The 20,516-nt window shown below is 51.7% G+C and carries 18 protein-coding genes and 1 pseudogene; 8 read left to right on the forward strand and 11 right to left on the reverse strand.

Going from position 1 to position 20,516, the window contains the following annotated elements; genetic code table 11:
- Positions 1–102: 102 nt before the first annotated feature.
- Complete coding sequence (locus tag ACT3RR_RS12510) at positions 103–858, forward strand: metallophosphoesterase family protein (RefSeq protein WP_485903017.1); 756 nt, start codon at positions 103–105, stop codon at positions 856–858.
- A 50-nt stretch (positions 859–908) separates the two neighbouring features.
- Here ACT3RR_RS12510 and ACT3RR_RS12515 read toward each other — a convergent pair whose 3' ends face one another.
- Positions 909–1,544: a carbonic anhydrase gene (locus tag ACT3RR_RS12515; RefSeq protein WP_353504042.1), complete on the reverse strand. Its 636-nt coding sequence runs from the start codon at positions 1,542–1,544 to the stop codon at positions 909–911.
- Positions 1,545–1,866: 322 nt separating this feature from the next.
- Here ACT3RR_RS12515 and msrA point away from each other — a divergent pair, with 322 nt between their 5' ends.
- Both msrA and folC read left to right on the forward strand, forming a co-directional pair.
- The gene (gene msrA, locus ACT3RR_RS12520) at positions 1,867–2,412 is read left to right on the forward strand and encodes a peptide-methionine (S)-S-oxide reductase MsrA (protein WP_353503660.1); all 546 of its coding nucleotides are present in this window, start codon (positions 1,867–1,869) and stop codon (positions 2,410–2,412) included.
- Between the two features lie 203 nt (positions 2,413–2,615).
- Positions 2,616–3,881, forward strand: coding sequence for a bifunctional tetrahydrofolate synthase/dihydrofolate synthase (folC, locus tag ACT3RR_RS12525; protein ID WP_496200424.1), 1,266 nt, complete (start codon positions 2,616–2,618; stop codon positions 3,879–3,881).
- 61 nt (positions 3,882–3,942) lie between these two features.
- Here the strand turns inward: folC and ACT3RR_RS12530 are convergent, their stop codons facing one another.
- The 7 genes and pseudogenes from ACT3RR_RS12530 to ACT3RR_RS12560 form a co-directional block, all read right to left on the reverse strand.
- Complete coding sequence (locus ACT3RR_RS12530) at positions 3,943–4,965, reverse strand: DapH/DapD/GlmU-related protein (protein WP_496200425.1); 1,023 nt, start codon at positions 4,963–4,965, stop codon at positions 3,943–3,945.
- 295 nt (positions 4,966–5,260) lie between these two features.
- Complete coding sequence (locus ACT3RR_RS12535; RefSeq protein WP_034793985.1) at positions 5,261–5,680, reverse strand: helix-turn-helix domain-containing protein; 420 nt, start codon at positions 5,678–5,680, stop codon at positions 5,261–5,263.
- Positions 5,677–5,988: a type II toxin-antitoxin system HigB family toxin gene (locus ACT3RR_RS12540; RefSeq protein WP_034793981.1), complete on the reverse strand. Its 312-nt coding sequence runs from the start codon at positions 5,986–5,988 to the stop codon at positions 5,677–5,679. The genes ACT3RR_RS12535 and ACT3RR_RS12540 overlap by 4 nt, the downstream gene beginning before the upstream one ends.
- A gap of 200 nt (positions 5,989–6,188) precedes the next feature.
- Positions 6,189–6,638: a GyrI-like domain-containing protein gene (locus ACT3RR_RS12545; RefSeq protein ID WP_353503657.1), complete on the reverse strand. Its 450-nt coding sequence runs from the start codon at positions 6,636–6,638 to the stop codon at positions 6,189–6,191.
- 271 nt (positions 6,639–6,909) lie between these two features.
- The gene (gorA, locus tag ACT3RR_RS12550) at positions 6,910–8,262 is read right to left on the reverse strand and encodes a glutathione-disulfide reductase (protein ID WP_353503656.1); all 1,353 of its coding nucleotides are present in this window, start codon (positions 8,260–8,262) and stop codon (positions 6,910–6,912) included.
- A 193-nt stretch (positions 8,263–8,455) separates the two neighbouring features.
- Positions 8,456–9,298 carry a 23S rRNA (adenine(2030)-N(6))-methyltransferase RlmJ gene (locus tag ACT3RR_RS12555; RefSeq protein ID WP_100936460.1) on the reverse strand — a complete coding sequence of 281 codons (843 nt, stop codon included), beginning with the start codon at positions 9,296–9,298 and terminating at the stop codon, positions 8,456–8,458.
- 185 nt (positions 9,299–9,483) lie between these two features.
- Positions 9,484–10,090, reverse strand: a pseudogene (locus ACT3RR_RS12560) (histidine phosphatase family protein).
- Positions 10,091–10,377: 287 nt separating this feature from the next.
- On the opposite strand from ACT3RR_RS12560, the gene prlC reads away from it, so the two are divergent.
- Both prlC and rsmJ read left to right on the forward strand, forming a co-directional pair.
- The gene (gene prlC, locus ACT3RR_RS12565; RefSeq protein ID WP_496200426.1) at positions 10,378–12,453 is read left to right on the forward strand and encodes an oligopeptidase A; all 2,076 of its coding nucleotides are present in this window, start codon (positions 10,378–10,380) and stop codon (positions 12,451–12,453) included.
- Positions 12,450–13,196, forward strand: coding sequence for a 16S rRNA (guanine(1516)-N(2))-methyltransferase RsmJ (rsmJ, locus tag ACT3RR_RS12570; protein WP_034793967.1), 747 nt, complete (start codon positions 12,450–12,452; stop codon positions 13,194–13,196). Before prlC ends, rsmJ begins: the two co-directional genes overlap by 4 nt.
- Positions 13,197–13,277: 81 nt before the next feature.
- On the opposite strand, the gene uspA is transcribed toward rsmJ, so the two are convergent.
- Positions 13,278–13,727 carry a universal stress protein UspA gene (uspA, locus tag ACT3RR_RS12575; RefSeq protein ID WP_353503652.1) on the reverse strand — a complete coding sequence of 150 codons (450 nt, stop codon included), beginning with the start codon at positions 13,725–13,727 and terminating at the stop codon, positions 13,278–13,280.
- A gap of 348 nt (positions 13,728–14,075) precedes the next feature.
- Between uspA and uspB the strand changes: the two genes are divergently transcribed.
- Positions 14,076–14,411 carry a universal stress protein UspB gene (gene uspB / locus ACT3RR_RS12580; protein WP_034793963.1) on the forward strand — a complete coding sequence of 112 codons (336 nt, stop codon included), beginning with the start codon at positions 14,076–14,078 and terminating at the stop codon, positions 14,409–14,411.
- A 123-nt stretch (positions 14,412–14,534) separates the two neighbouring features.
- Here uspB and pitA read toward each other — a convergent pair whose 3' ends face one another.
- Positions 14,535–16,049, reverse strand: coding sequence for an inorganic phosphate transporter PitA (pitA, locus tag ACT3RR_RS12585; RefSeq protein WP_485903023.1), 1,515 nt, complete (start codon positions 16,047–16,049; stop codon positions 14,535–14,537).
- Positions 16,050–16,395: 346 nt separating this feature from the next.
- Between pitA and ACT3RR_RS12590 the strand changes: the two genes are divergently transcribed.
- Positions 16,396–17,592, forward strand: a complete 1,197-nt coding sequence (locus tag ACT3RR_RS12590; RefSeq protein ID WP_496200427.1) for an NAD(P)/FAD-dependent oxidoreductase — start codon at positions 16,396–16,398, stop codon at positions 17,590–17,592.
- A 97-nt stretch (positions 17,593–17,689) separates the two neighbouring features.
- Here ACT3RR_RS12590 and ACT3RR_RS12595 read toward each other — a convergent pair whose 3' ends face one another.
- Complete coding sequence (locus ACT3RR_RS12595; RefSeq protein ID WP_486031662.1) at positions 17,690–18,898, reverse strand: MFS transporter; 1,209 nt, start codon at positions 18,896–18,898, stop codon at positions 17,690–17,692.
- A 489-nt stretch (positions 18,899–19,387) separates the two neighbouring features.
- On the opposite strand from ACT3RR_RS12595, the gene ACT3RR_RS12600 reads away from it, so the two are divergent.
- A complete protein-coding gene (locus ACT3RR_RS12600) occupies positions 19,388–20,305 on the forward strand; it encodes a LysR family transcriptional regulator (protein ID WP_496200428.1) in 918 nt (305 codons plus the stop codon).
- The last annotated feature ends 211 nt before the right edge of the window (positions 20,306–20,516 follow it).

Here is a 20,516-nt window from a genome sequence, read left to right on the forward strand (position 1 = left end):
ATAATTAGTCTTTACCTAATTATTCTAACGATCCTGATGATTGAAGTTAACAGTCTACGATCGCATCGTATTGCGATAGTTTGAGAAAAATGGAAACAAAAAATGATCAGGCAAATTGCCGTTTTTAGTGATGTACACGCCAACTTGCCGGCGTTAAAGGCCGTGCTGGAAGATATTGATACGCGACGCATCACCGAGATTTACTGCCTTGGCGACTTGGTAGATTTTGCCCCTTGGCCGAACGAGGTGATTGAACTGCTGCGCCAGCGCCAAATTCCCACGGTGATGGGCAATCATGATGACCGCGTGGCTTTTGACCGCCCGGTGACGCCAATGGCAAAGCATTCGCCTGAGGAGTGCGATGCGCGAGTAGAAGCTATCGCGCTGAGTAAAGCGACGATTAGCGCCGAAAACATGGCTTATCTGCGCGATTTACCCTTTAAGCGGCAGGTAGTGCTGGGGGAGGGAGATAAGGCAAAAAGCCTGCTGTTGGTGCATGCCAGTGCTAACGCCATTCACGAATATATCTATCAAGATCATAGTCCAAGCGCGTTAGCCGACATGTGCGCGGCCAATCATGCCGATGGTATGCTAATGGGCCACACGCATTGTGCCTATCTCCGGCAGCTCGCGACGGCGAGTGGGAAAAGCGTATTAATTGGCAATACCGGCGCCACCGGGCGAATAAAATTGGGGCAGCCTTTGGCAACCTATATGATCTGTACTTGGGAAGAGGGTGATATTTCAGCAGAGATTGTGGCAGTGGAATATAACGTGGTGGAAACGGCATCGGCCATTATTCATAGCCCAATCCCTGATTTCTACGCGAGGGAGTTAATAACTCACTCCCTCGGTTGAACCTGCTGAAATAATAAGTCACCTTGCAAGGTGACTTATTAAATGGCGAATTAGGTCGCCGTCGCTTCAGGATTGTCAGACAGTGAGATAAAGGTCTTGGTCTTGCTGTCGAATGCTTCAATCGAGCCAGACTCGATATCATAAACCCAGCCGTGCAGGTTCATTTGGCCCTTGGCTAATGCCAGCGCCACGCAAGGGTGGGTGCGCAAGTTACCCAACTGGGCGATGACGTTTTCATGCACCATGCCGTTAACGCGCGCTTGGGAAGTTTCATGCCCGGCGGAGTCATTGATGGCTTTCGCCGCATCCGCATAGCGCAGCCAGTGGGCCACGGCAGGCATGTGGTCGAGGCAGGAGCAGTTTGCCACGGCGGTCATCGCGCCGCAGTCTGAGTGACCGCACACCACGATATCGCGAATGCCGAGCGCCATCACGGCGTATTCGACGGTGGCGGACACGCCGCCAGGCTCAGGCCCAAAAGGTGGCACGATGTTACCTGCGTTACGAATAACAAACAGTTCGCCGGGCTCACGCTGGGTGACTAATTCCGGAACTAAACGGCTGTCGGAGCAGGATATAAAAAGGGTCTTAGGGTTTTGATTAGATGCGAGCTTTTTGAAAAGCTTAGAACGCTGTGGGAATGCGTCTTTTTGGAATCTTAAAAAACCTTCAATTACGTCTTTCATCATGAATTCCATATATATTAATTGCAGCGATGTTGCCACGAAAAACAGGGCAAATCAATCAGTGGCGAATATGTGTAATTATATGTCATTAACTGCATGGCCCGTCGCCGATTAATATCAGGATTTTCGTGATATTTTACTCTATTATTATCCATAAGAAGGTTGTGGCTTATTTGCGGTATAGCTTGCAGCAGGGTTTGCGCAATGCTCGCGGCACTTTTCGCGCAGCCATTCCGCCCTTTTTCTGTTGTTATTCCTTTATGAACGCTGAACGACTAGTCTTATGACATAAGAGGTCGTATCCCAATGTGAAGGAGTCTGTATGACAATCGAATATGCCGTCTTCGGTGGTGGGTGTTTCTGGTGTACCGAAGCCGTTTTTAAAGACGTGATTGGTGTCGAATCGGTTGAGAGTGTCTACACCGGTGGCCGCCGTCCAAACCCAACTTACGAGCAGGTATGCAGCGGCGCGACGGGTCACGCAGAAGCCATTCGCGTTGGCTTTGACCCAGAGAAACTGAGCTACGGCGACCTGCTGGATATCCATTTCGTGACCCATGATCCGACCCAGTTGAACCGTCAGGGCAACGACATCGGCACGCAGTATCGCTCGGTTTTATTCCCGGCAGATCAGCACCAGCAGGCCGAAGCCGAGGCTGCTATTCAGCGCGCCCAGGCCGACAACAGCCAGCCGGTGGTCACCACCATCGAGCCACTGGGTGAAGTCTATGTCGCCGAAGATTACCACCAGAACTACTGGGACGGCGCGGGCCAGCGCAATGGTTACTGTCTGGCAGTGATCCCTCCGAAATTGCAAAAGCTGCGTAAGAGCTATGCGGCTAAGGTGAAATCTCTGCAACAGCCGTGAATTTTTTTCGCCTAATGGCGTGAAAAAGCCGTAATGTGAAATTTATTAGCGCGCCCGTGGGGAAACCTACCGGCGCGTTTTTTCATTGTGAGAAAACATTTCACTCATGTTGTTGGGCAGGAGGACATGTTGTATAAACTTTCTGCTCTATAGGGTTTATAAAATATAAAAATTGAAGATTACTTATCCGAGGAAAATATAACATGAGTGAAAAAGTCGGTGTTCCACAGGCAACTTCCGATTTGCATGACTGGCTGTCCTATATTGATAGTCTCCACTCGCAAGTTATAGATATGAGTCTTAATAGAATTAAAGCAGTAGCTAATACTTTAGAGGTATTAAAACCTGCGCCATTTATTTTTTTAGTGGGTGGCACCAATGGCAAAGGCACCACCTGTCACACGCTGGAAAAAACGCTGCAACTGTCCGGCTATAAAGTGGGGGTGTTTAGCTCGCCTCACATGATCAATTACACCGAAACCGTGCGCATTCAGGGTAAAGAGCTGGCCGGAAGCGAGCACGTTGCCGCCTTTGTTGCCATTAACCATGCCCGTCAAGACACTACCCTCACACCATTTGAATTCAACACATTAGGTGCTTTCTGGCTGATGAAGCAGGCGCAGGTGGATGTGGCGATTATCGAAGTTGGTATGGGCGGGCGTGATGACGCGACCAATATCATCGAGCCAGACATTTCGGTGATAACCAACGTTGCGCTGGACCACGAAGACTGGCTGGGCAAAGACACCGAGGCCATCGGCGAGATCAAAGCCGGTATTTTCCGCGCCGGTAAACCGGCCATCATTGGGCAGGCGAGCGCGCCCGCGTCGCTGCTGGCCTACGCTCAGAAAATTGGCGCGGTGACCCATCAGCGCGACGCCAATTGGCAACTCGACGTAGAAGAAAATAAATGGTCATTCAGTGATGCCGCAGGCCAACTGACTGACTTAGCCATTCCTAAAATGCCGCTGGAAAACGTGGCGACAGCAATTGCCGCTCTGCGCGCCAGTGGATTAAATTTCACGCCTGCCGCTCTGCAAGAGGTTATTCTTCACGCCAATTTACCGGGTCGTTTCCAAATTATTGGCAATAGCCCAACCACTATTTTAGATGTCGCGCATAACCCACACGCGGCGGCTTATTTAGCGGAAAGATTACGCAAATTCCCAATTAAGGGAAATTACCGTTTTGTTATCGGCATGCTTATTAATAAAGATATTAAGGGTACCGTCGACCATTTAAAAACTTTATCTGATAAATGGTATTGCTGCGGGGTGCAGGCCGGGCCGCGAAGCACTAAGCCGGAAGATGTCGCGCAATATTTACCTCAGGCGCAAAAATTCGCCGATATTTTGGCGGGCTGGGAAGCCGCAAAACGCGATGTGCAAGAAGGGGATGTGATTGTGGTCTGTGGGTCATTCTTCTCCGTCGCGCCGGTGTTGAACGCGTTGAACTTAGAGTCTGAATAAACAGTTTGCCAGAATAAAAACGCCCGCAGGTTGAGATGCCTGCGGGCGTTTTTGCTTCTAATCACTCAGCGAATGTCTGCCAAACATCATCCGGAACATAGGTCGGGTTCTGCCCCGAGCGATGCAATGTCGGTAATAACAGGCTTTGCTCTCCGGGGCGATCTACCACTTCAACCGTCCCCGTGGTCGCGTTTCTGCGGAACAGCAAGTTTGACTTGCCGGCCAGCGTAATGGCTTTCACCGTGCTGCCGTCGGCTTTGGTTACCGGCAGGCCAGCGGTGATATACAGACCGGCTTCCACCGCGCAGTTATCTCCCAACGAAATACCCACCCCGGAGTTGGCGCCCAATAGACAGTTGGCGCCAATCGACACCACGTGCTTCCCGCCACCCGAGGTGCTGCCCATAATCGAGGCACCGCCGCCGATGTGCGAACCGCCCTGAATAGTGGCGCCAAGGCTGATGCGCCCTTCGACCATGCAAGGCCCGAGGGTGCCGGAGTTCATGTTGCAAAAACCCGCCGAAGAGACAAAAGTACCCGGCGCCAGATAAGCCCCGAGCATGATTTTGTTGGGATCGAGTAGGTAGACGTCGGTGGCTGGCACATAATCGACCATGCGCGGCAGCCTGAAAACGCTATACACCGTCGGCCTGCCCGGCGTATTTCTACTGACTTTTTGCAACTCTTTCAGTTGTTCCGGCAGGCAGGGGCCGTGAGAGGTCCAGGCCACATCGATCAACAGCTCGGTAAAACCGGCGAGGTTGGCCTGCCACGGCTTAATTTTGCGCTGGCTCAGCAAATGCAGGCGCAGGTACAGGTCGTGCAGGTCGCGGGGTGGCTGACGTAAATCAGCAATGGTGGTGTGGATGGCAATGCTTCGCACCCGACGCATTGTGTCGTGGTCCGGCGTTGCTAATTGGAATTGTGTTTGTGCTTCACTGGCGGAAAGATAACGTGTTTCTGAAATTTCTGTCACCGACTGCAAGGTTGTTTCGGCAAACCAACTATCCAGTACGACTCCATTCTCGGCAACCGTTGCCAGGCCGTGTCCACTGGCCCCTTGAGCAACATAATTGTCTGTCATGTGTTCTTGTTCTTTTGGTAAGGATAACGGAATTCACAAAATGGCAGGTTCGTCACAAAGAGAGAATAGGGCGCGATTAAAGAATTATGTAATCAGATGTGAGACACGGATTTTTATCAAAAAAGGGAACTAAAAACGATTTTTCGCCACGCTTTCGCCACCTTTTTAATGATTTTAACGGTTGGGGGCGGAAAAGTTGATTTTTGCCTTATAAGAGCAGATTAGCTTTACGAATTAGCTACCCCCTTTAATTTACTCGCCAATAAAAACCCCCGCTAAGAAGCAGGGGCATTTTTTAGTCTTCGTTGACGAATATCGAAACAGGCAGATTGAAGCGTTTTGCCAGCGCTTTCATGTGCTCCACCGTTAAATTCCTGTCGCCATTCAAAATGCGACTGACTAATGAGCGTTGGCCAATTTCATTCTCAAAATCGCTCTGCGTGAGTCCGTACTGATCCATTAAAACGCGTAACATGGAAACGCCCGGAGGCGTGGCCGCCAGCAAAGCGTTAAATTCAGCAAAATCGGGCGACTCATTTTCATAACGATCGATTTTGGCCGTTAACATCTCAATGAGCGGGTTGCTTGGATCAAATTCTACAAGGTACTCAGCAAGCTCAACGGCTTCTTTATAGTCAGCCTTAGACGTGCTGCCTCCTAAGAGAGGTACAATGCTAACCAACTGTTGTGAGGCTTTGATTGCTTCGCTAATCATGCTGGGTTCTCCCGATATTTCTTCACTAACTTATCGTATTCAGCGTGAGTGGATATTGATTTGATGAACAACCGCCCGTATTCAAAGTCAGCGAAGAACATTAACCTGAGGTTATTGCCGCCTACATCAACTACCCACCACTTATCTCTGTACTTCATCCTATCCAGACTGGGAAAAACCTCCCTCATCTCATCTGGATCACTAAAATTTCCTCGCTTGAACGCTCTGTAGACATCATTTAGCGCTTTAGCATCGTTGGGAAACTTTTGTGCTGCTTCATCAAATGGTCCCTTTGATACAACGTGCATGGCTCACTCCCTGTTCCAACTTGGAAACATGATAGCGCACTTTTTATACGTTTCCAAGTTGGAACATGTGTGGCTGAGCGACGCCTCACGTTGCTACGCAAATCTCGTCCTCAATCCTCTTTTACAAAGTCTACAAATACGTGGGTTTTCTGCGAGCAAATAATAATCCCCAACACATCGGGGATAATTATTTATGGCACCTATTTCACCGCAATATAAATACTAATACTTTGTTCACCCGAGTAATATTCAAAGTCAGTAGTATAAGCCCGCTGATATTGAGCTTCTTCGCTCTGGAAATAACGCCAGACTTCGCCCCATAAATCGATACAGGCTTGCGGCAATTCACCTTCGGCAGAGAAGACCAGATAATTACCCTCTTGAATCTCTACGGCTTCCAACTCAGAGTCGTCTTGTGTGGAAAGCGTATTCGCTGCGGCATAGACATCAAAGCTGCCATTGAAATCTGACTCATACCCCGAGTAAACCCCATAAACTTTCGATGTGGGTTGCAAGCGAGGTGCAGCCTGCGCGAAAAACTGCTGCCACAGCGGGCCGATTTTTGCGGTTTCAGCCTCCCTCTCATCCTGATTTTTTGTCCGTGTCTTAAAACCAAATACCGTAAATTTTTCAATCTGTTGGGTCTGCATATTCATTCCTTTATTGCACGGAGATAAAGTGAAACCAAAAGCAGATGATGACTTTTAAAATTATGGAAAGGAAGTGGGTAGAGCGTTGTGGGCCACGGCCTACAGCCGCCGTCGATTTGTCCCATTCTTTCCCATTATCTTAAGAATAATATAGAAGCTGCTTGCTGTGTTTTGCCCGCCCTGTCGGCGGGCTTTTTTATTCTCAATATCCCAAAAACAAAAAAGCCGCAGAGATAAACCTGCGGCTTTTAATTAATTCCAGATTAAGGAATTAGCGCATTGTCACGAACTCTTCAGCACCTGTTGGGTGAATTGCGACAGTGTTATCGAAGTCTTTCTTGGTGGCGCCCATTTTGATGGCTACCGCGAAGCCTTGCAGCATTTCGTCCATGCCGTAACCGATGCCGTGCAGGCCAACGATTTTCTCTTCTTTACCCACGCAGACCAGCTTCATGCGGCACGGCTGGCGGTGCTGGGTGACGGCGGTGTACATCGCGGTGAAAGCAGATTTGTACACTTTCACATTGTCTGCGCCGAATTTCTCAATAGCTTCCGGCTCGGTCAGGCCCACGGTGCCGATGGCAGGGTGGCTGAAGACCACGGTCGCGATGTTGCTGTAGTCCAGATGCTCGTCCGGCTTGTTGTTGAACAGGCGCTCGGAGAGACGACGGCCCGCCGCAACGGCGACTGGCGTTAGCTCGACGGCACCGGTGTTATCACCCACCGCGTAAATGCCTTTAACGCTGGTGTTCTGGAACTTATCGACGATGATGTAGCCTTTGTCGTTAGTTTTCACGCCAGTGGCTTTCAGATTGAAGTTGTCAGTTTCTGGCTCACGGCCAATCGCCCACACCAGGCTGTCGACTTCAAACTCTTTGCCATTTTCCAGTTTCAGGGTCAGGCTGCCGTCGGCATTTTTGACCACTTCTTTTGGAATCGACTCGGTATGCAGCGCCGGACCTTCGGTGTTCATCACTTCGACCAGCGTTTCAACGATCAATGGATCGAAAGTACGCAGCGGCGCGTGTTTACGCACGAACAGGTGAGTTTCTGCACCCAGCGCGTTCATCACGCCAGCAATCTCAACCGCGATATAGCCTGCGCCCACAACCGCAACGCGTTTTGGCATTTCAGTCAGGTCAAAGAAACCGTCTGAGTCGATACCGTATTCCGCACCCGGAATGTTCGGGTGGCTAGGGCGGCCGCCGGTGGCGATCAGGATGTGATCGGCAGTGATCTTCTCGCCGTTAACTTCCACAGTGTGATCGTCGATGAAGCGAGCAAAGCCGCGGATCACGTCCACTTTATTTTTACCCAGCACGTTGTCGTACGAGGTGTGAATACGGTCGATGTAGGCAGTACGGTTGGCGACCAGCGTCTTCCAGTTGAAACTATTGACCGTGGTATCGAAGCCATAATCTGGGCCGTAGTTACGGATTGCTTCAGCAATCTGCGCCGCGTGCCACATGACTTTCTTAGGAACGCAACCTACGTTGACACAGGTGCCGCCAAGCTCTTTTGCTTCGATCAGCGCACATTTTTGCCCATGCATGGCGGCACGGTTAATTGATGCGATACCGCCGCTGCCGCCGCCAATTGCCAGATAGTCATAATGTTTAGTCATCGGTTAGTCCGTTAGAGAAAGTGAATGGGCCTCAATGGGCGTCATGAATCTTAAAAAATTGCCTAAGAGTTTAACGTGAGAATTCGCTTTGTCGCAAAGGTTGCATCAATGATTGTAATAGGTGTGGAACGTTTTGATAGCCAGAGCCTTGGGGGAGGCGGCTCTGGCCAGGGGAGAGTGAGGCTGGCAGAATTTACTCTGGCACCACCCATTTCACCAACTGGTGGCCCGTGCCCGATGGCACCAGCGTTTCCAGCAGCCACGGCAGCACGTTGTTCATCTGCTGTTCCAGCTTCCACGGCGGGTTAATCACGATCATGCCCGAGGCGGTCATACCGCGCTGGTCACTGTCCGGACGCACACCCAGCTCGATTTGCAGAATGCGGCGAATGCCGGTGGCTTCGAGGTCGCGCAGCATCTTCTTGATTTGCTGACGCATGACTACTGGATACCACAGCGCGTAGGTGCCGGTCGCGAAGCGTTTGTAACCTTCCTGAATGCCTTTCACCACGTCCTGATAATCGGTTTTCAGCTCGTAAGGCGGGTCCATCAAAATCAAACCACGGCGTGACTGTGGTGGAAGTTGGGCCTTCAACTGCTGGTAGCCGTCTTCACGCACGACGCGGGCGCGGTTGTCTTTCTGGAACTCACTGCGCAGCAGCGGGAAGTCGCTCGGGTGCAGTTCGGTCAGGTGCAGTTTGTCCTCTTCACGCAGCAACTGGCGGGCAATCAGCGGCGAGCCTGGGTAGTAGCGCAGGCTCTCGTTGCGGTTGAAATGCTTGATGGCCGACATATAGGCCGCCAGTTCCGCAGGCTGATCTTCACGCTGCCAAATACGCGCGATGCCTTCCAAATATTCGCCGGTGCGCTCGGCGTGTTCGCCGCTCAGCAGGTAGCGACCAGCGCCCGCGTGGGTGTCGAGATACAGGAAAGGTTTCTCTTTTTCTTTCAGAGATTCGATGATCAGACTCTGAACAGTGTGTTTCAGGACGTCGGCGTGGTTGCCAGCGTGAAAACTGTGGCGGTAACTCAACATAGGTTTTACGTTTCCGAATAATGAATGTAGACAGTAAAATCAGTGGGTTACCGAAAGTTTATACTGTACTGGGAATGTGAAGAAGGCGGCCAGCTGTCGCGACGCGCCTTGAATGGGGCTTAGTATAAACTGTCTGGCGAAGAAATTGGCAAAAGCCTTACCTCATCGCCAGCGGCTTGGCCAGATTAGGAGGCGTTCGGGCAGGTGTCGGACACGCCGTTAAGGTTTTCCTGCTCGATTTTAAAGGTCACTTTTGGCGTCGCGGCGGACTTATCTAAGGTCAGGATAAAGATGCTGTCGAAATCCTTGCCCGGCCACTCCGGCACCACGCTTGGGTCGCCGCCGTTCTCTTTGACGATATTTTTCACGATTTTGTCGAGGTTCTTGTGCTCCCAGGAGACAAAAATCTTCGCGTCTTTGTACTTATCGTCCTGCAACTCTTTGGTTACGCCGTCAACGTCGTCGGCGTGAAACTGAATATTGATTGGCTGGTTGAGGCGCACGGCGGTGGGCATGATGGTGGAAAGCGGGCGCAGTGAGTTAGTTACCCAGCTTTTGCTCTTTCGGTCCTGCGGCAAAAATGTGGTCAGGATTGCCATAGCGCGGCAATAACACGCCCGGCAGCGCCAGCGCGCGGTTCAGCCCTTTGCAGGTCAACTGGCCGCTGCTGCTCGCCGGTTTTTCGCCGTGACGGACAAAAATCAGCGTTTCTTGCGCGCTGGCCATCTGGCTGGTTATCACCAGCGAGAGCAGGCCAGCGGCCAACATTCCTAACTTCATCGCTTTCATCATTTTATCCTTTGCTCTGTTTTTGTTGATTTGAGCACATCCTAACCCGCGCCCAGAGCCGGCGTGAATGCCAGCTGGCTTAATTTTCGTTACCGGTTGAAACAGCCAACATCGCGTCCAGCCATTGATTTTCGCCGAAACTGGCCTCATGTTAGAAATTACGCCATTTTTATTGCAATTCGAATTTATGACTGACGCGCGAAGATGCCGAATACCGCGCCGCGCATCAGACCCAAGGCGATAAGCGCACGACGCTATCGCCCTTAGCGACACAAAAAGGACTGGCCCCTATGACTGAACAGCAAAATCTGTCGAACAACCCGCTTCTGAAACCTTTTGTCCTGCCGCCGTTTTCTGCGATCCGTCCTGAACACATTGTCCCTGCCATCAAATCCGTGATTGAAGATTACCGCCAGACGGTGGAAGAGGTTGTGGCGCAATCCGGGCCTTTTAGCTGGGAAAACCTGTGCCAGCCGCTGGCGGAAAGTGACGATCGTTTTAGCCGTATCTGGTCGCCGGTCGGCCACCTGAACGCGGTAAAAAACAGCCCAGAGCTGCGCGAAGCCTATGAGCAATGTCTGCCGCTGATTTCTGAATTCAGCACTTGGATGGGCCAGCACGCGGGGCTTTATCAGGCTTATCGCGAGCTGAAAGAGGGCGCGAACTTCGACCAACTGACGCTGGCGCAGAAAAAATCTGTCGATAATGCGCTGCGTGATTTTGAGCTGTCCGGTATCGGTTTATCTCCAGAGAAGCAAAAGCGCTACGGCGAAATCTCGGCTCGCCTGTCCGAGCTGGGTTCGACCTACAGCAACAATGTGCTCGACGCCACCATGGGCTGGAGCAAGTTGATCACCGATGTGAAGGATTTGAAAGGCTTGCCGGAGAGCGCGCTGGCCGCTGCCAAAGCGCTGGCAGAGTCGAAAGAGCAAGAAGGCTGGCTGTTGACGCTGGATATCCCGAGCTACCTGCCGGTGATGACCTATGCGGAAAACCGTGAGCTGCGTGAAGAGATGTATCGCGCCTTCCTGACCCGCGCCTCGGATCAAGGCCCGAACGCCGGTAAGTGGGACAACAGCCAAGTGATGGCCGATGAGCTGGCGCTGCGCCACGAACTGGCCGAGCTGCTGGGCTTTACATCCTTTGCCGACCAGTCTCTGGCCACTAAAATGGCCGAAAGCCCGTCTCAGGTGATCGACTTCCTTAATGGTCTGGCGAAACGCGCCCGTCCGCAGGCCGAGCAAGAGCTGGCACAGCTTCGCGCCTTCGCCAAACAGCATTACGGCGTGGATGAGATGGAAGCCTGGGACCTGCCGTTCTACGGTGAAAAACAGAAACAGCACCTGTTCTCTATCAATGACGAACAGCTGCGCCCGTACTTCCCTGAGCAGCGTGCGCTGGAAGGCTTGTTCGAGGTGGTGAAACGCATTTATGGCATCACCGCCAAAGAGCGCAAAGACGTGGACACGTGGCACAAAGACGTGCGTTTCTTCGACCTGTTTGACGACAGCGGCGAACTGCGCGGCAGCTTCTACCTCGACCTCTATGCTCGCGAACACAAACGCGGCGGCGCGTGGATGAACGACTGCGCGGGCAGCCTGCGCAAAGCCAACGGCGAAGTGCAGAAGCCGGTGGCCTACCTGACCTGTAACTTCAACCGCCCGGTGGGTAACGGCCCGGCGCTGTTTACTCACAATGAAGTCACCACGCTGTTCCATGAGTTCGGCCACGGCCTGCACCATATGCTGACCAAAATCGACGTCTCGGGCGTTGCGGGTATCAGCGGGGTGCCGTGGGACGCCGTCGAACTGCCAAGCCAGTTTATGGAAAACTGGTGCTGGGAGCCGGAAGCGCTGGCGTTTATCTCCGGGCATTTCGAAACCGGCGAGCCATTGCCGACCGACATGCTGGATAAAATGCTGGCAGCCAAGAACTATCAGGCGGCGCTGTTTATCCTGCGTCAGCTGGAGTTCGGCCTGTTCGACTTCCGCATGCACGCCGAGTATGACCCTGCCAAGGGCGCGCAGATCCTGCAAACCCTCGCGGAAATCAAAAAGCAGGTCGCCGTGGTGCCATCGCCAAGCTGGGGTCGTTTCCCACACGCCTTCAGCCACATTTTCGCCGGTGGCTACGCGGCGGGTTACTACAGCTATCTGTGGGCCGAAGTGCTGTCTGCCGATGCTTACTCGCGCTTCGAAGAAGAGGGGATTTTCAACCGCGAAACCGGCCAGTCCTTCCTCGACAACATTCTGTCGCGCGGCGGTTCTGAAGAACCGATGGAGCTGTTCAAACGCTTCCGTGGGCGCGAGCCTCAGCTAGATGCTATGCTGCGCCATTATGGAATTAAGGAAAGCGTCACCTCGTGAGTGTCTGTTTAATCTGTGAAGAAGGCGCCTCTCAGGGCGCCTTATCTATTCTGGCCGAGCGCTGGAACCTGACCTCTGACCCCGACGCCAATATGGCGCTGGTGCTGACCCCTGAGCGTCTCGAACTGCGCAAGCTGGACGAGCCAAAGCTGGGGGCGATTTTCGTCGATTTCGTCGGCGGGACCATGGCGCACCGCCGCAAGTTCGGCGGCGGGCGGGGCGAAGCGGTGGCGAAAGCCGTCGGCGTCAAAGGCAGCTATTTGCCAAACGTGGTGGATGCCACAGCAGGCCTCGGACGCGACGCGTTCGTGCTGGCGTCACTGGGCTGCCACGTGCGCATGCTGGAGCGTAATCCGGTGGTCGCGGCGCTGCTCGATGACGGTCTGGAAAGAGGCTATCGCGATGCTGAAATCGGCCCGTGGCTGCGCGAGCGCATGACGCTGCTGCACGCGTCGAGCCTGACCGCCTTGTCGGAGCTGACGCCGAAGCCGGAAGTGGTCTACCTCGACCCGATGTATCCGCATAAGCAGAAAAGCGCGCTGGTGAAGAAAGAGATGCGCGTCTTTCAGGGGCTGGTGGGGCCGGACGAAGATGCCGATGGCCTGCTGGAACCGGCGCGCCGTCTGGCAACCAAGCGTATCGTGGTGAAACGGCCAGACTACGCCCCGCCGATGGCGGACATCGCCGCGCAGGCCGCGGTAGTCACCAAAAGCCACCGGTTTGATATTTATACGCCGCTCTGAGCCTTCATCGCATTCTGCGACACCATAAAAAAGGAGATGCTAAGCATCTCCTTTTCTTCATGTAACGCGGGACCGGCGGGATTAGTCGATGGCGGCTTCGTCTTCTTCGTCACGCAGAGGGACGATCAGCATATCGATGTGTACGGTGTTGATCAGCTGGCGCGCGGAGGACATCAGCTTGCTCCAGAAGTCCTGATGATGGCCGCACAGCACCAAATCGACGTCATATTTCTTAATAGCATCAACCAGCACCTGGGCTAAATCACCGCTGCCGCTCAGGGTTTCTGAAATCGGATAGCCGGCATTCTGGGACAGCTCGTTCAACGCGTGGTGAGTCTCTTCAGAAATGCGTTTCTGCATGTCTCCCAAATTCACGTCAATCAGGCCGGTGTACAGGTCGGAATAATTTACGTCAACATGAATGAGTGACACTTTGGCGTTATAAGGACGCGCCATAGAAACCGCTTTCTCTACCAGTACTTTGCTTTCAGGGGAAAGATCAACCGCAATGAGTATGTGTTTGTAAGACATGAGAAAACTCCTTCCATAAGTCAGTTAATAACCATTTCAGCATCATGCGAGTTCCATGTCTTAAGTATAGCGCTAAAACGGACAGATAAATCAAGCGCATCGCCCGCGTTTCTGGCAAGAGATAAATACTTCCCCACTTTTTTATATCGTTTCCTACACTCAATATTAGGGGGCCGACGCAATATGCCTGCGCCCCCGAGTTTCTGCACGAGTTAGGAGGGCGGGCGAGAGGTTGCCCGGGGGGTGTGATGTCATAAGAGGTTGGGCGGGGTCGCAAAGCGTCATCAATAAGGACAGCCCGTTTTTCTGATGGTTGTCCGCATGATGAACCCGTCTTGAGGGGGAGTTATGATCAGTCCCGTTGCGCTGTTTTGGGCTTTATGTTTTGTCTTCGTCGTGAATATGCTGCGCTATTACTCTTCTTTGCGGGCGCTACTGGTGGTGCTGCGTGACTGCGATCCGCTGCTCTATCAATATGTCGATGGGCGGGGTTTCTTCACCACTCATGGGCAGCCGAGTAAGCAAATTAGACTGGTGAGCTACATTTATGCTCAGCGCTATACCGACCATCACGACCCTGAGTTTATTCGCCGCTGTGAGCGAGTGCGCGGTCAGTTTATGTTAACCACGGCGCTGTGCGGGCTAATCCTCGTCAGTATGTTAGCGATGCTCATTTGGTTCTAATCTACAGGTTTTATTGTTCAGCTAAGGGAGGGGGTTTTGCTTTTCCAGCCAATAAAAAAGGCGACTTGCTATTAACAAGTCGCCTTTTGCATTTATTAACCTAACTCAAATCAACTTATCAAATTAGATAAGTTTCAGCGCGATCCAGTACAGGCTACCTGAAAGCACAATCGACACCGGCAGGGTTAAGATCCATGCCATGGCGATGCTTTTCACGGTTTTGCTCTGCACGCCGCCGCCGTCAACCAGCATGGTACCGGCAACCGCTGAAGAGAGTACGTGGGTGGTGGATACCGGCATACCGGTATAACTTGCCACGCCAATCGACAGTGCCGCGGTCAGCTGGGCTGACAGGCCCTGCGCGTAGGTCATGCCTTTCTTGCCAATCTTCTCGCCGATGGTGGTCGCAACGCGCTTCCAGCCAATCATCGTACCCAGCGCCAAGGCCAGTGCGACGGCAATAATGATCCACAGCGGCGCGTACTCTACCGTTTGCAGAATGTCGCCTTTCAGGTTGCCCAGGAAGCGTTTATCGGCTGAAGAGGTTTCGTCCAACTTCGCGGCTTTGTCTGCGGTATCGGCCACGCACATCAGCAGGCGGCGCATGTGGCTGCGCTGCTCTGGCGACAGGTCGCTGTAAGATTGCAGATTCGCCAGCAGTGATTGCGCGCGATCGATAGCGTCCAGCGCGTGTGAGCTATCGCAGTGGAACACTTTCTCTTTCTGCGTATCTGCGGCATCAGCCGCCGCTTCGTCCGGCGTTGGCACCAGCGGCGTCAGCGCCACCACGTGCGGCAGGGCGTCGCTGTGCTGCTGATAATATTGCTGCAAGTGAGTCACTGCGTCACGGGTACGCGCGATGTCGTAACCGGTGGCATTCATATTCAGCACGAAGCCCGCAGGCGCAACACCAATCAACACCAGCATAATCAGACCAATGCCTTTCTGACCGTCGTTCGCACCGTGTGAGAAGCTCACGCCGATAGCAGACAGGATCAGGCCGATACGGGTCCAGAATGGCGGCTTCTTCTTGCCGTCTTTCTTTTCACGCTCAGCAGGCGTCAGGTGAATACGCGCGTGTTTCTTGGTGCCGCTCCAGTAGCGACGCAAAATGAAGATCATCGCCCCCGCCATAATCATCCCCACCAGTGGAGAGACAATCAGCGACGCGAAAATACCTATCATTTTGGGAATGTTTAACGCATCGACCACCGAGCTGTGAGTCACTAATGCATTAGTCAAACCGACGCCGATGATGGCACCAATCAGGGTATGGGAGCTGGAGGCCGGAAGGCCAAAATACCAAGTGCCGAGGTTCCAGATGATGGCGGCGAGCAGCATGGAGAACACCATGGCCAGACCGTGGGTGGAACCGACATTCAGTAGCAGGTCAGTCGGCAAGAGGTGAACGATGGCATAAGCCACACTCAATCCGCCGAGAATAACGCCTAAGAAGTTAAATACCCCAGCCATAACGACCGCAAGTTGCGAGCGCATTGCACGGGTATAGATGACGGTAGCTACTGCGTTAGCCGTATCATGGAAGCCGTTGATAGCTTCGTAGAACAGCACAAACAGTAACGCGAGGATCAACAACGAACCGGTATGGATGTCTAACCCGGCAAATAAATGCAGCATAATTGTTACGCCAGTTTGTGGTCATGAACGCCGCGCATTATCTGCGAGAACGGGGCGACGGTAAAAGGAAAATATGACATTTTTTTGACTAAAAGCAGGTTGATTTTATAGCTTGTTCGAAGTAACTCTTTTCAAATCAGAAGGTTACTCCTCCATCTTTCATGACACATTTCGTTACCAGCGCCATCTATTTACTTTCCCGGCTGGCATCAGCTCCTTCCGCACCTTACAATCGCCGCCCGTGACAGGTTTCTGGCGACTATTTAGCCTGCTTTTCTGTCAAAAAAAGTACAGCAATCAGTACAACTTTAAACGTAGTTGAAGATCAGAAAAAAGTGAGGCCGATGTGGAACAGGTTGATGTAGTCGTGGTTGGCGCAGGCGCTGCGGGCATGTTTTGTGCCGCGCTGGCGGGTCAGGGTGGCCGCCGCGTTGTGCTGCTCGACAACGGCAAAAAAGCGGGCCGTAAAATCCTCATGTCAGGGGGCGGGCGCTGTAACTTCACCAATCTGTATGCCGAACCGGCGGCCTATCTTTCCAACAATCCGCATTTCTGCAAATCGGCGCTGGCGCGCTACACCCAGTGGGATTTCATCGACATGGTTAACCGCCATGGCATCGCGTGGCATGAGAAAACCCTCGGCCAGCTGTTCTGCGATGACTCGGCGCAGCAAATCGTCGCTATGCTGGAGAGTGAATGCGCGAAGGGCAAGGTGGAAATCCGCCTGCGCAGCGAAATCACCTCGGTGGTGAAAACCGAAACTGGCTTTGAAATCAATGTGAACGGCTCAACTGTAAGTACTCACTCACTTGTGGTGGCGAGCGGCGGGTTATCCATGCCGGGCCTCGGCGCATCGCCGTGGGGATATCGTCTGGCGGAGCAGTTTGGCCTGAAAGTGCTGCCAACCCGCGCCGGATTGGTACCCTTTACGCTGCACAAGCCGCTGTTGGACCATCTGCAGACCCTGTCCGGCGTTTCGGTGCCGTCGGTTTTGACTGCCGAAGACGGCACGGTGTTTCGCGAAAGCATCTTATTCACCCATCGCGGCATGTCCGGCCCAGCGGTTTTACAGCTTTCCAGCTACTGGCAGCCAGGCGAGTTTGTGAGCGTTAACTTACTTCCTGAGCTAGATTTAGCCGGCTTTTTGAACGATCAGCGCCAGCAGCACCCTAACCAAAGCCTGAAAAATACGCTGGCGATGCAGCTGCCGAAGCGTCTGGTTGAGTGTCTGCAAACCCTCGGCCAAATTCCCGATGTCACCCTCAAGCAGCTCAACGTGCCGCAGCAGGCAGAATTAGTTGAACAGCTACAAAACTGGCGCGTCCAGCCGAACGGCACCGAAGGCTATCGCACGGCGGAAGTCACCCTCGGCGGCGTCGACACCAAAGAGCTGTCATCCAAAACCATGGGCGCCACTAAAGTCCCCGGCCTGTACTTCATCGGCGAAGTGGTTGACGTCACCGGCTGGCTCGGCGGCTACAATTTCCAGTGGGCCTGGAGCTCGGCGTGGGCCTGCGCGCAGGAGCTGGTGCGCGCCGGATGATCATAAAATCGCACTGAGGTAGCTCAGCCCAGAACGTCGATTGGGTCGCTCATCTAATCAACTCCACGACGTGCTGGACTGAGTGGCACTCTTATTTTTAGTTAAGAGTGGCCTTTTCACGCATCAGCTTGGGGTCTTCGTTGGATATTTGCTTGTAAGCCAATACCGATGAAAAAGAGGCTAACAGGCAGCAGACGAAGGCAAAGAGAAATACGGCGGGATAGCCAAATAGTGACACAATGCCTCCGCCCACCAGTCCTGCAATTAAGATCCCTATATCAAAACAAGACTCATAGGTACTCAGCGCCAGACCGATATTTTCATCAGGCATACTTTTTAATGCCGGAAGGGCAAGCAAGGGGTAAATCATTGACAGGCCGAATCCTGTTAAGAAAGAGCCCAGCATTGCCTCGTAGGGATGAGATGAAAGTGCAATCAATAATAAACCAATGGCTTCAATGGCAATTGAAAACAGTGTCAGTTTTAAACCTGAACTGTCTGCTTTCCACCCCAAGGTTAGTCTTGAAACAACATAACCTACGCCAAATAGAGCTAAGGCGACGGCTGCCTGACTTCCCCATCCATTTTTAATAAAATAGAGCACGAGAAACGTCGTAATAGAGGCATAACCTATATTGGCCAGCGAGAATCCCGATCCCGCTTTCCATATTCTTTGGATCGCATAGGAAAGTTTCGCGTGATTTTTTTCGGGATGCGTTGCCACAGGTTTAATGATGGCGACGAGCAAAAGACCAAACGCAGGTAGAACCGTCATAGCAATAGCAGAAATAGTAATACCAGTGTGGTAATACGACCATGTACCTGCATAATTACCCAGCGCTAAGCCCAGGAACATGGCAATACCCACCCAAGACATAATTTTCCCGGCATGTTCTCGACCGACGAGGCCAATAGGCCATGTGCCACTGCAAGTAAAAATTAAGCTTTCGCCAATACCCATGAGTATTCGCGAAAAAATAATGACAGATAAAGCGACTTTAGCTGAATCAATAAAACCGAATGAAAATAAACATAATAGCCCCGCCAGCAAGGTGAGGGACAGTCCCAGCACCATACCTTTTCGTGGTCCATGATTGTCAGAATATCGACCAGCGGCTGCTCGAGAAAACAGTGTTGATAATGATTCAGTGGCGACAACCAGGCCAACATAAAAAGCGGAATAGCCCAAGGACTCATTAATATACAGAGGCAATGTCGCGAGGGATAATCCAAGTGTTGTTATAGCGATAAAAAGAATGCTCGCGACGCAGCTCGCAGCAACAATATTATTCTTTATCTTATACATGGCTATTTTCCTCATAAATGACCTTGTCCTCGTTAAGCGTTATTCGGCCTTCAAGAAATGCCCGAACAGCCCAATAGATCATCTTTTTTTCGGCCATAAGAATCGTTTCTTTCAGGTCACTCTCAGTCATTCCATTCGCTATTCTGTCGGGTTCCTGATCAATAATAGGCTTTGTTGATACCCATGGTTTAAAATCGAGAATTTCTCGTTGGGTTATATTATTTAAGGTTATATTTAATTTGCATTTGCGGGATGTGTGCCTGAAATAACGCGCTGTGTATTAGATGCATTTTTTTCAATAAGAATAACGCTGAGTCTCATTGTTGACTATTCCATTATTGATATGCAGTACTATTAATTTAATTTTCTATCAAGGTTATGACCGATGATAAATGATAATTGAAGAATAAATTCAACGTGGTGATTTGTAAATCCCTCTAACCGACCTTACACTAAAGAAAAAATGTCTTTAATACGTATAAGGTTATTATGGAAAGCCTTAAGGGGATGACCGCGTTCGTTTCTGCCGCTGAGCTTCTCAGTTATGCAGGTGCGGGCCGAGTTCTGGGTGTCTCTTCTTCCGCCATTGCTAAAAGTGTAGCCAGACTTGAGAACGAGCTGGGGGTTAGGCTGTTCTACAGAACAACCCGCAGTATTGGGCTAACGGAAGAAGGTGCGATTTTTTATGAGCGTTGTAAGCATATACTGGATGATATTTACGACGCACAGGCGATGATTTCGTCCACGCGGTCGCGTCCTAAGGGCAGACTGCGTGTGAGCGTGCCGCAGATCTTCGGCCACAATCTGCTTATGCCATTGCTACCTGAGTTCCTAAAGGTGTATCCAGAAATCGAACTCGATATCGATTTTGAGGATCGTGTGATTGATATAATTGGCGAAGGGATAGATATTGCGGTGAGAAGTGGGGAGCTCAGGGATACGCGATTGATTGGTCATCGGCTAGGGGAGCAGCATTTTGTTGTTTGTGGTTCTAAAAGTTATTTAGAAAAACAGGGTACTCCCCAGGACCCTACCGATCTCGTCAAACATAATTGTATCCATTTTAAATATCCCTCAAATGGTCTCCTCGCCCAATGGTCGTTTTCAGCGCCTAATACACACTTAAGTCTTCCCCGTAATCTTATCTTTAATAATACGGATGCCGGGTTACGCGCTGCCATTGATGGACTTGGTATTGCCCATTTACCTGTTTATGTTGCGGAAAGCGCGATAAAAAATAAACTTCTGCAACCGATACTCACCGAGTTTATGGTTCCCCTTGGTTCATTATCACTTATTTGGCCCTCTAATCGGCATCTGTCTCCCCAGGTCCGCGCTTTTGTAGATTTCATTATTAATGAAGTGCGTGCCAACCCAGCGATGTTCGAGCCAAAATGGCTGGAATAAATAACCGAAATTTCTTTTAGACCTTATTCGGAATATGCGCCGCGCTCAGTAAAAATTAAAAGGCTGCCGTTTGGCAGCCTTTGGTTAGCACACTGATTGGTTTTGACTTAACAGCTCCACGATGCTGGTCATATTTACCTGACCGAGATCCTGCGCCAAGGCCGAGTACGGCGATTTGGCTCATTATTGGGTAGGCTGATTAACATTTGCA

The organism is Ewingella sp. AOP8-B2-18, from assembly GCF_052376015.1.
GTDB lineage: Bacteria > Pseudomonadota > Gammaproteobacteria > Enterobacterales > Enterobacteriaceae > Ewingella > Ewingella allii.

Bases quoted from the DNA above. Each gene is read 5' to 3' on its own strand.
- ACT3RR_RS12515 (WP_353504042.1), bottom strand. From the start codon at position 1,544: ATGAAAGACGTAATTGAAGGTTTTTTAAGATTCCAAAAAGACGCATTC.
- gorA (WP_353503656.1), bottom strand. From the start codon at position 8,262: ATGACTAAACATTATGACTATCTGGCAATTGGCGGCGGCAGCGGCGGT.
- pitA (WP_485903023.1), bottom strand. From the start codon at position 16,049: ATGCTGCATTTATTTGCCGGGTTAGACATCCATACCGGTTCGTTGTTG.
- ACT3RR_RS12600 (WP_496200428.1), top strand. From the start codon at position 19,388: ATGGAAAGCCTTAAGGGGATGACCGCGTTCGTTTCTGCCGCTGAGCTT.
- ACT3RR_RS12540 (WP_034793981.1), bottom strand. From the start codon at position 5,988: ATGCACGTTGTATCAAAGGGACCATTTGATGAAGCAGCACAAAAGTTT.
- uspA (WP_353503652.1), bottom strand. From the start codon at position 13,727: ATGTCTTACAAACACATACTCATTGCGGTTGATCTTTCCCCTGAAAGC.
- ACT3RR_RS12530 (WP_496200425.1), bottom strand. From the start codon at position 4,965: ATGACAGACAATTATGTTGCTCAAGGGGCCAGTGGACACGGCCTGGCA.
- prlC (WP_496200426.1), top strand. From the start codon at position 10,378: ATGACTGAACAGCAAAATCTGTCGAACAACCCGCTTCTGAAACCTTTT.
- ACT3RR_RS12545 (WP_353503657.1), bottom strand. From the start codon at position 6,638: ATGCAGACCCAACAGATTGAAAAATTTACGGTATTTGGTTTTAAGACA.
- ACT3RR_RS12535 (WP_034793985.1), bottom strand. From the start codon at position 5,680: ATGATTAGCGAAGCAATCAAAGCCTCACAACAGTTGGTTAGCATTGTA.
- msrA (WP_353503660.1), top strand. From the start codon at position 1,867: ATGACAATCGAATATGCCGTCTTCGGTGGTGGGTGTTTCTGGTGTACC.
- ACT3RR_RS12595 (WP_486031662.1), bottom strand. From the start codon at position 18,898: ATGTATAAGATAAAGAATAATATTGTTGCTGCGAGCTGCGTCGCGAGC.
- ACT3RR_RS12510 (WP_485903017.1), top strand. From the start codon at position 103: ATGATCAGGCAAATTGCCGTTTTTAGTGATGTACACGCCAACTTGCCG.
- uspB (WP_034793963.1), top strand. From the start codon at position 14,076: ATGATCAGTCCCGTTGCGCTGTTTTGGGCTTTATGTTTTGTCTTCGTC.
- ACT3RR_RS12555 (WP_100936460.1), bottom strand. From the start codon at position 9,298: ATGTTGAGTTACCGCCACAGTTTTCACGCTGGCAACCACGCCGACGTC.
- folC (WP_496200424.1), top strand. From the start codon at position 2,616: ATGAGTGAAAAAGTCGGTGTTCCACAGGCAACTTCCGATTTGCATGAC.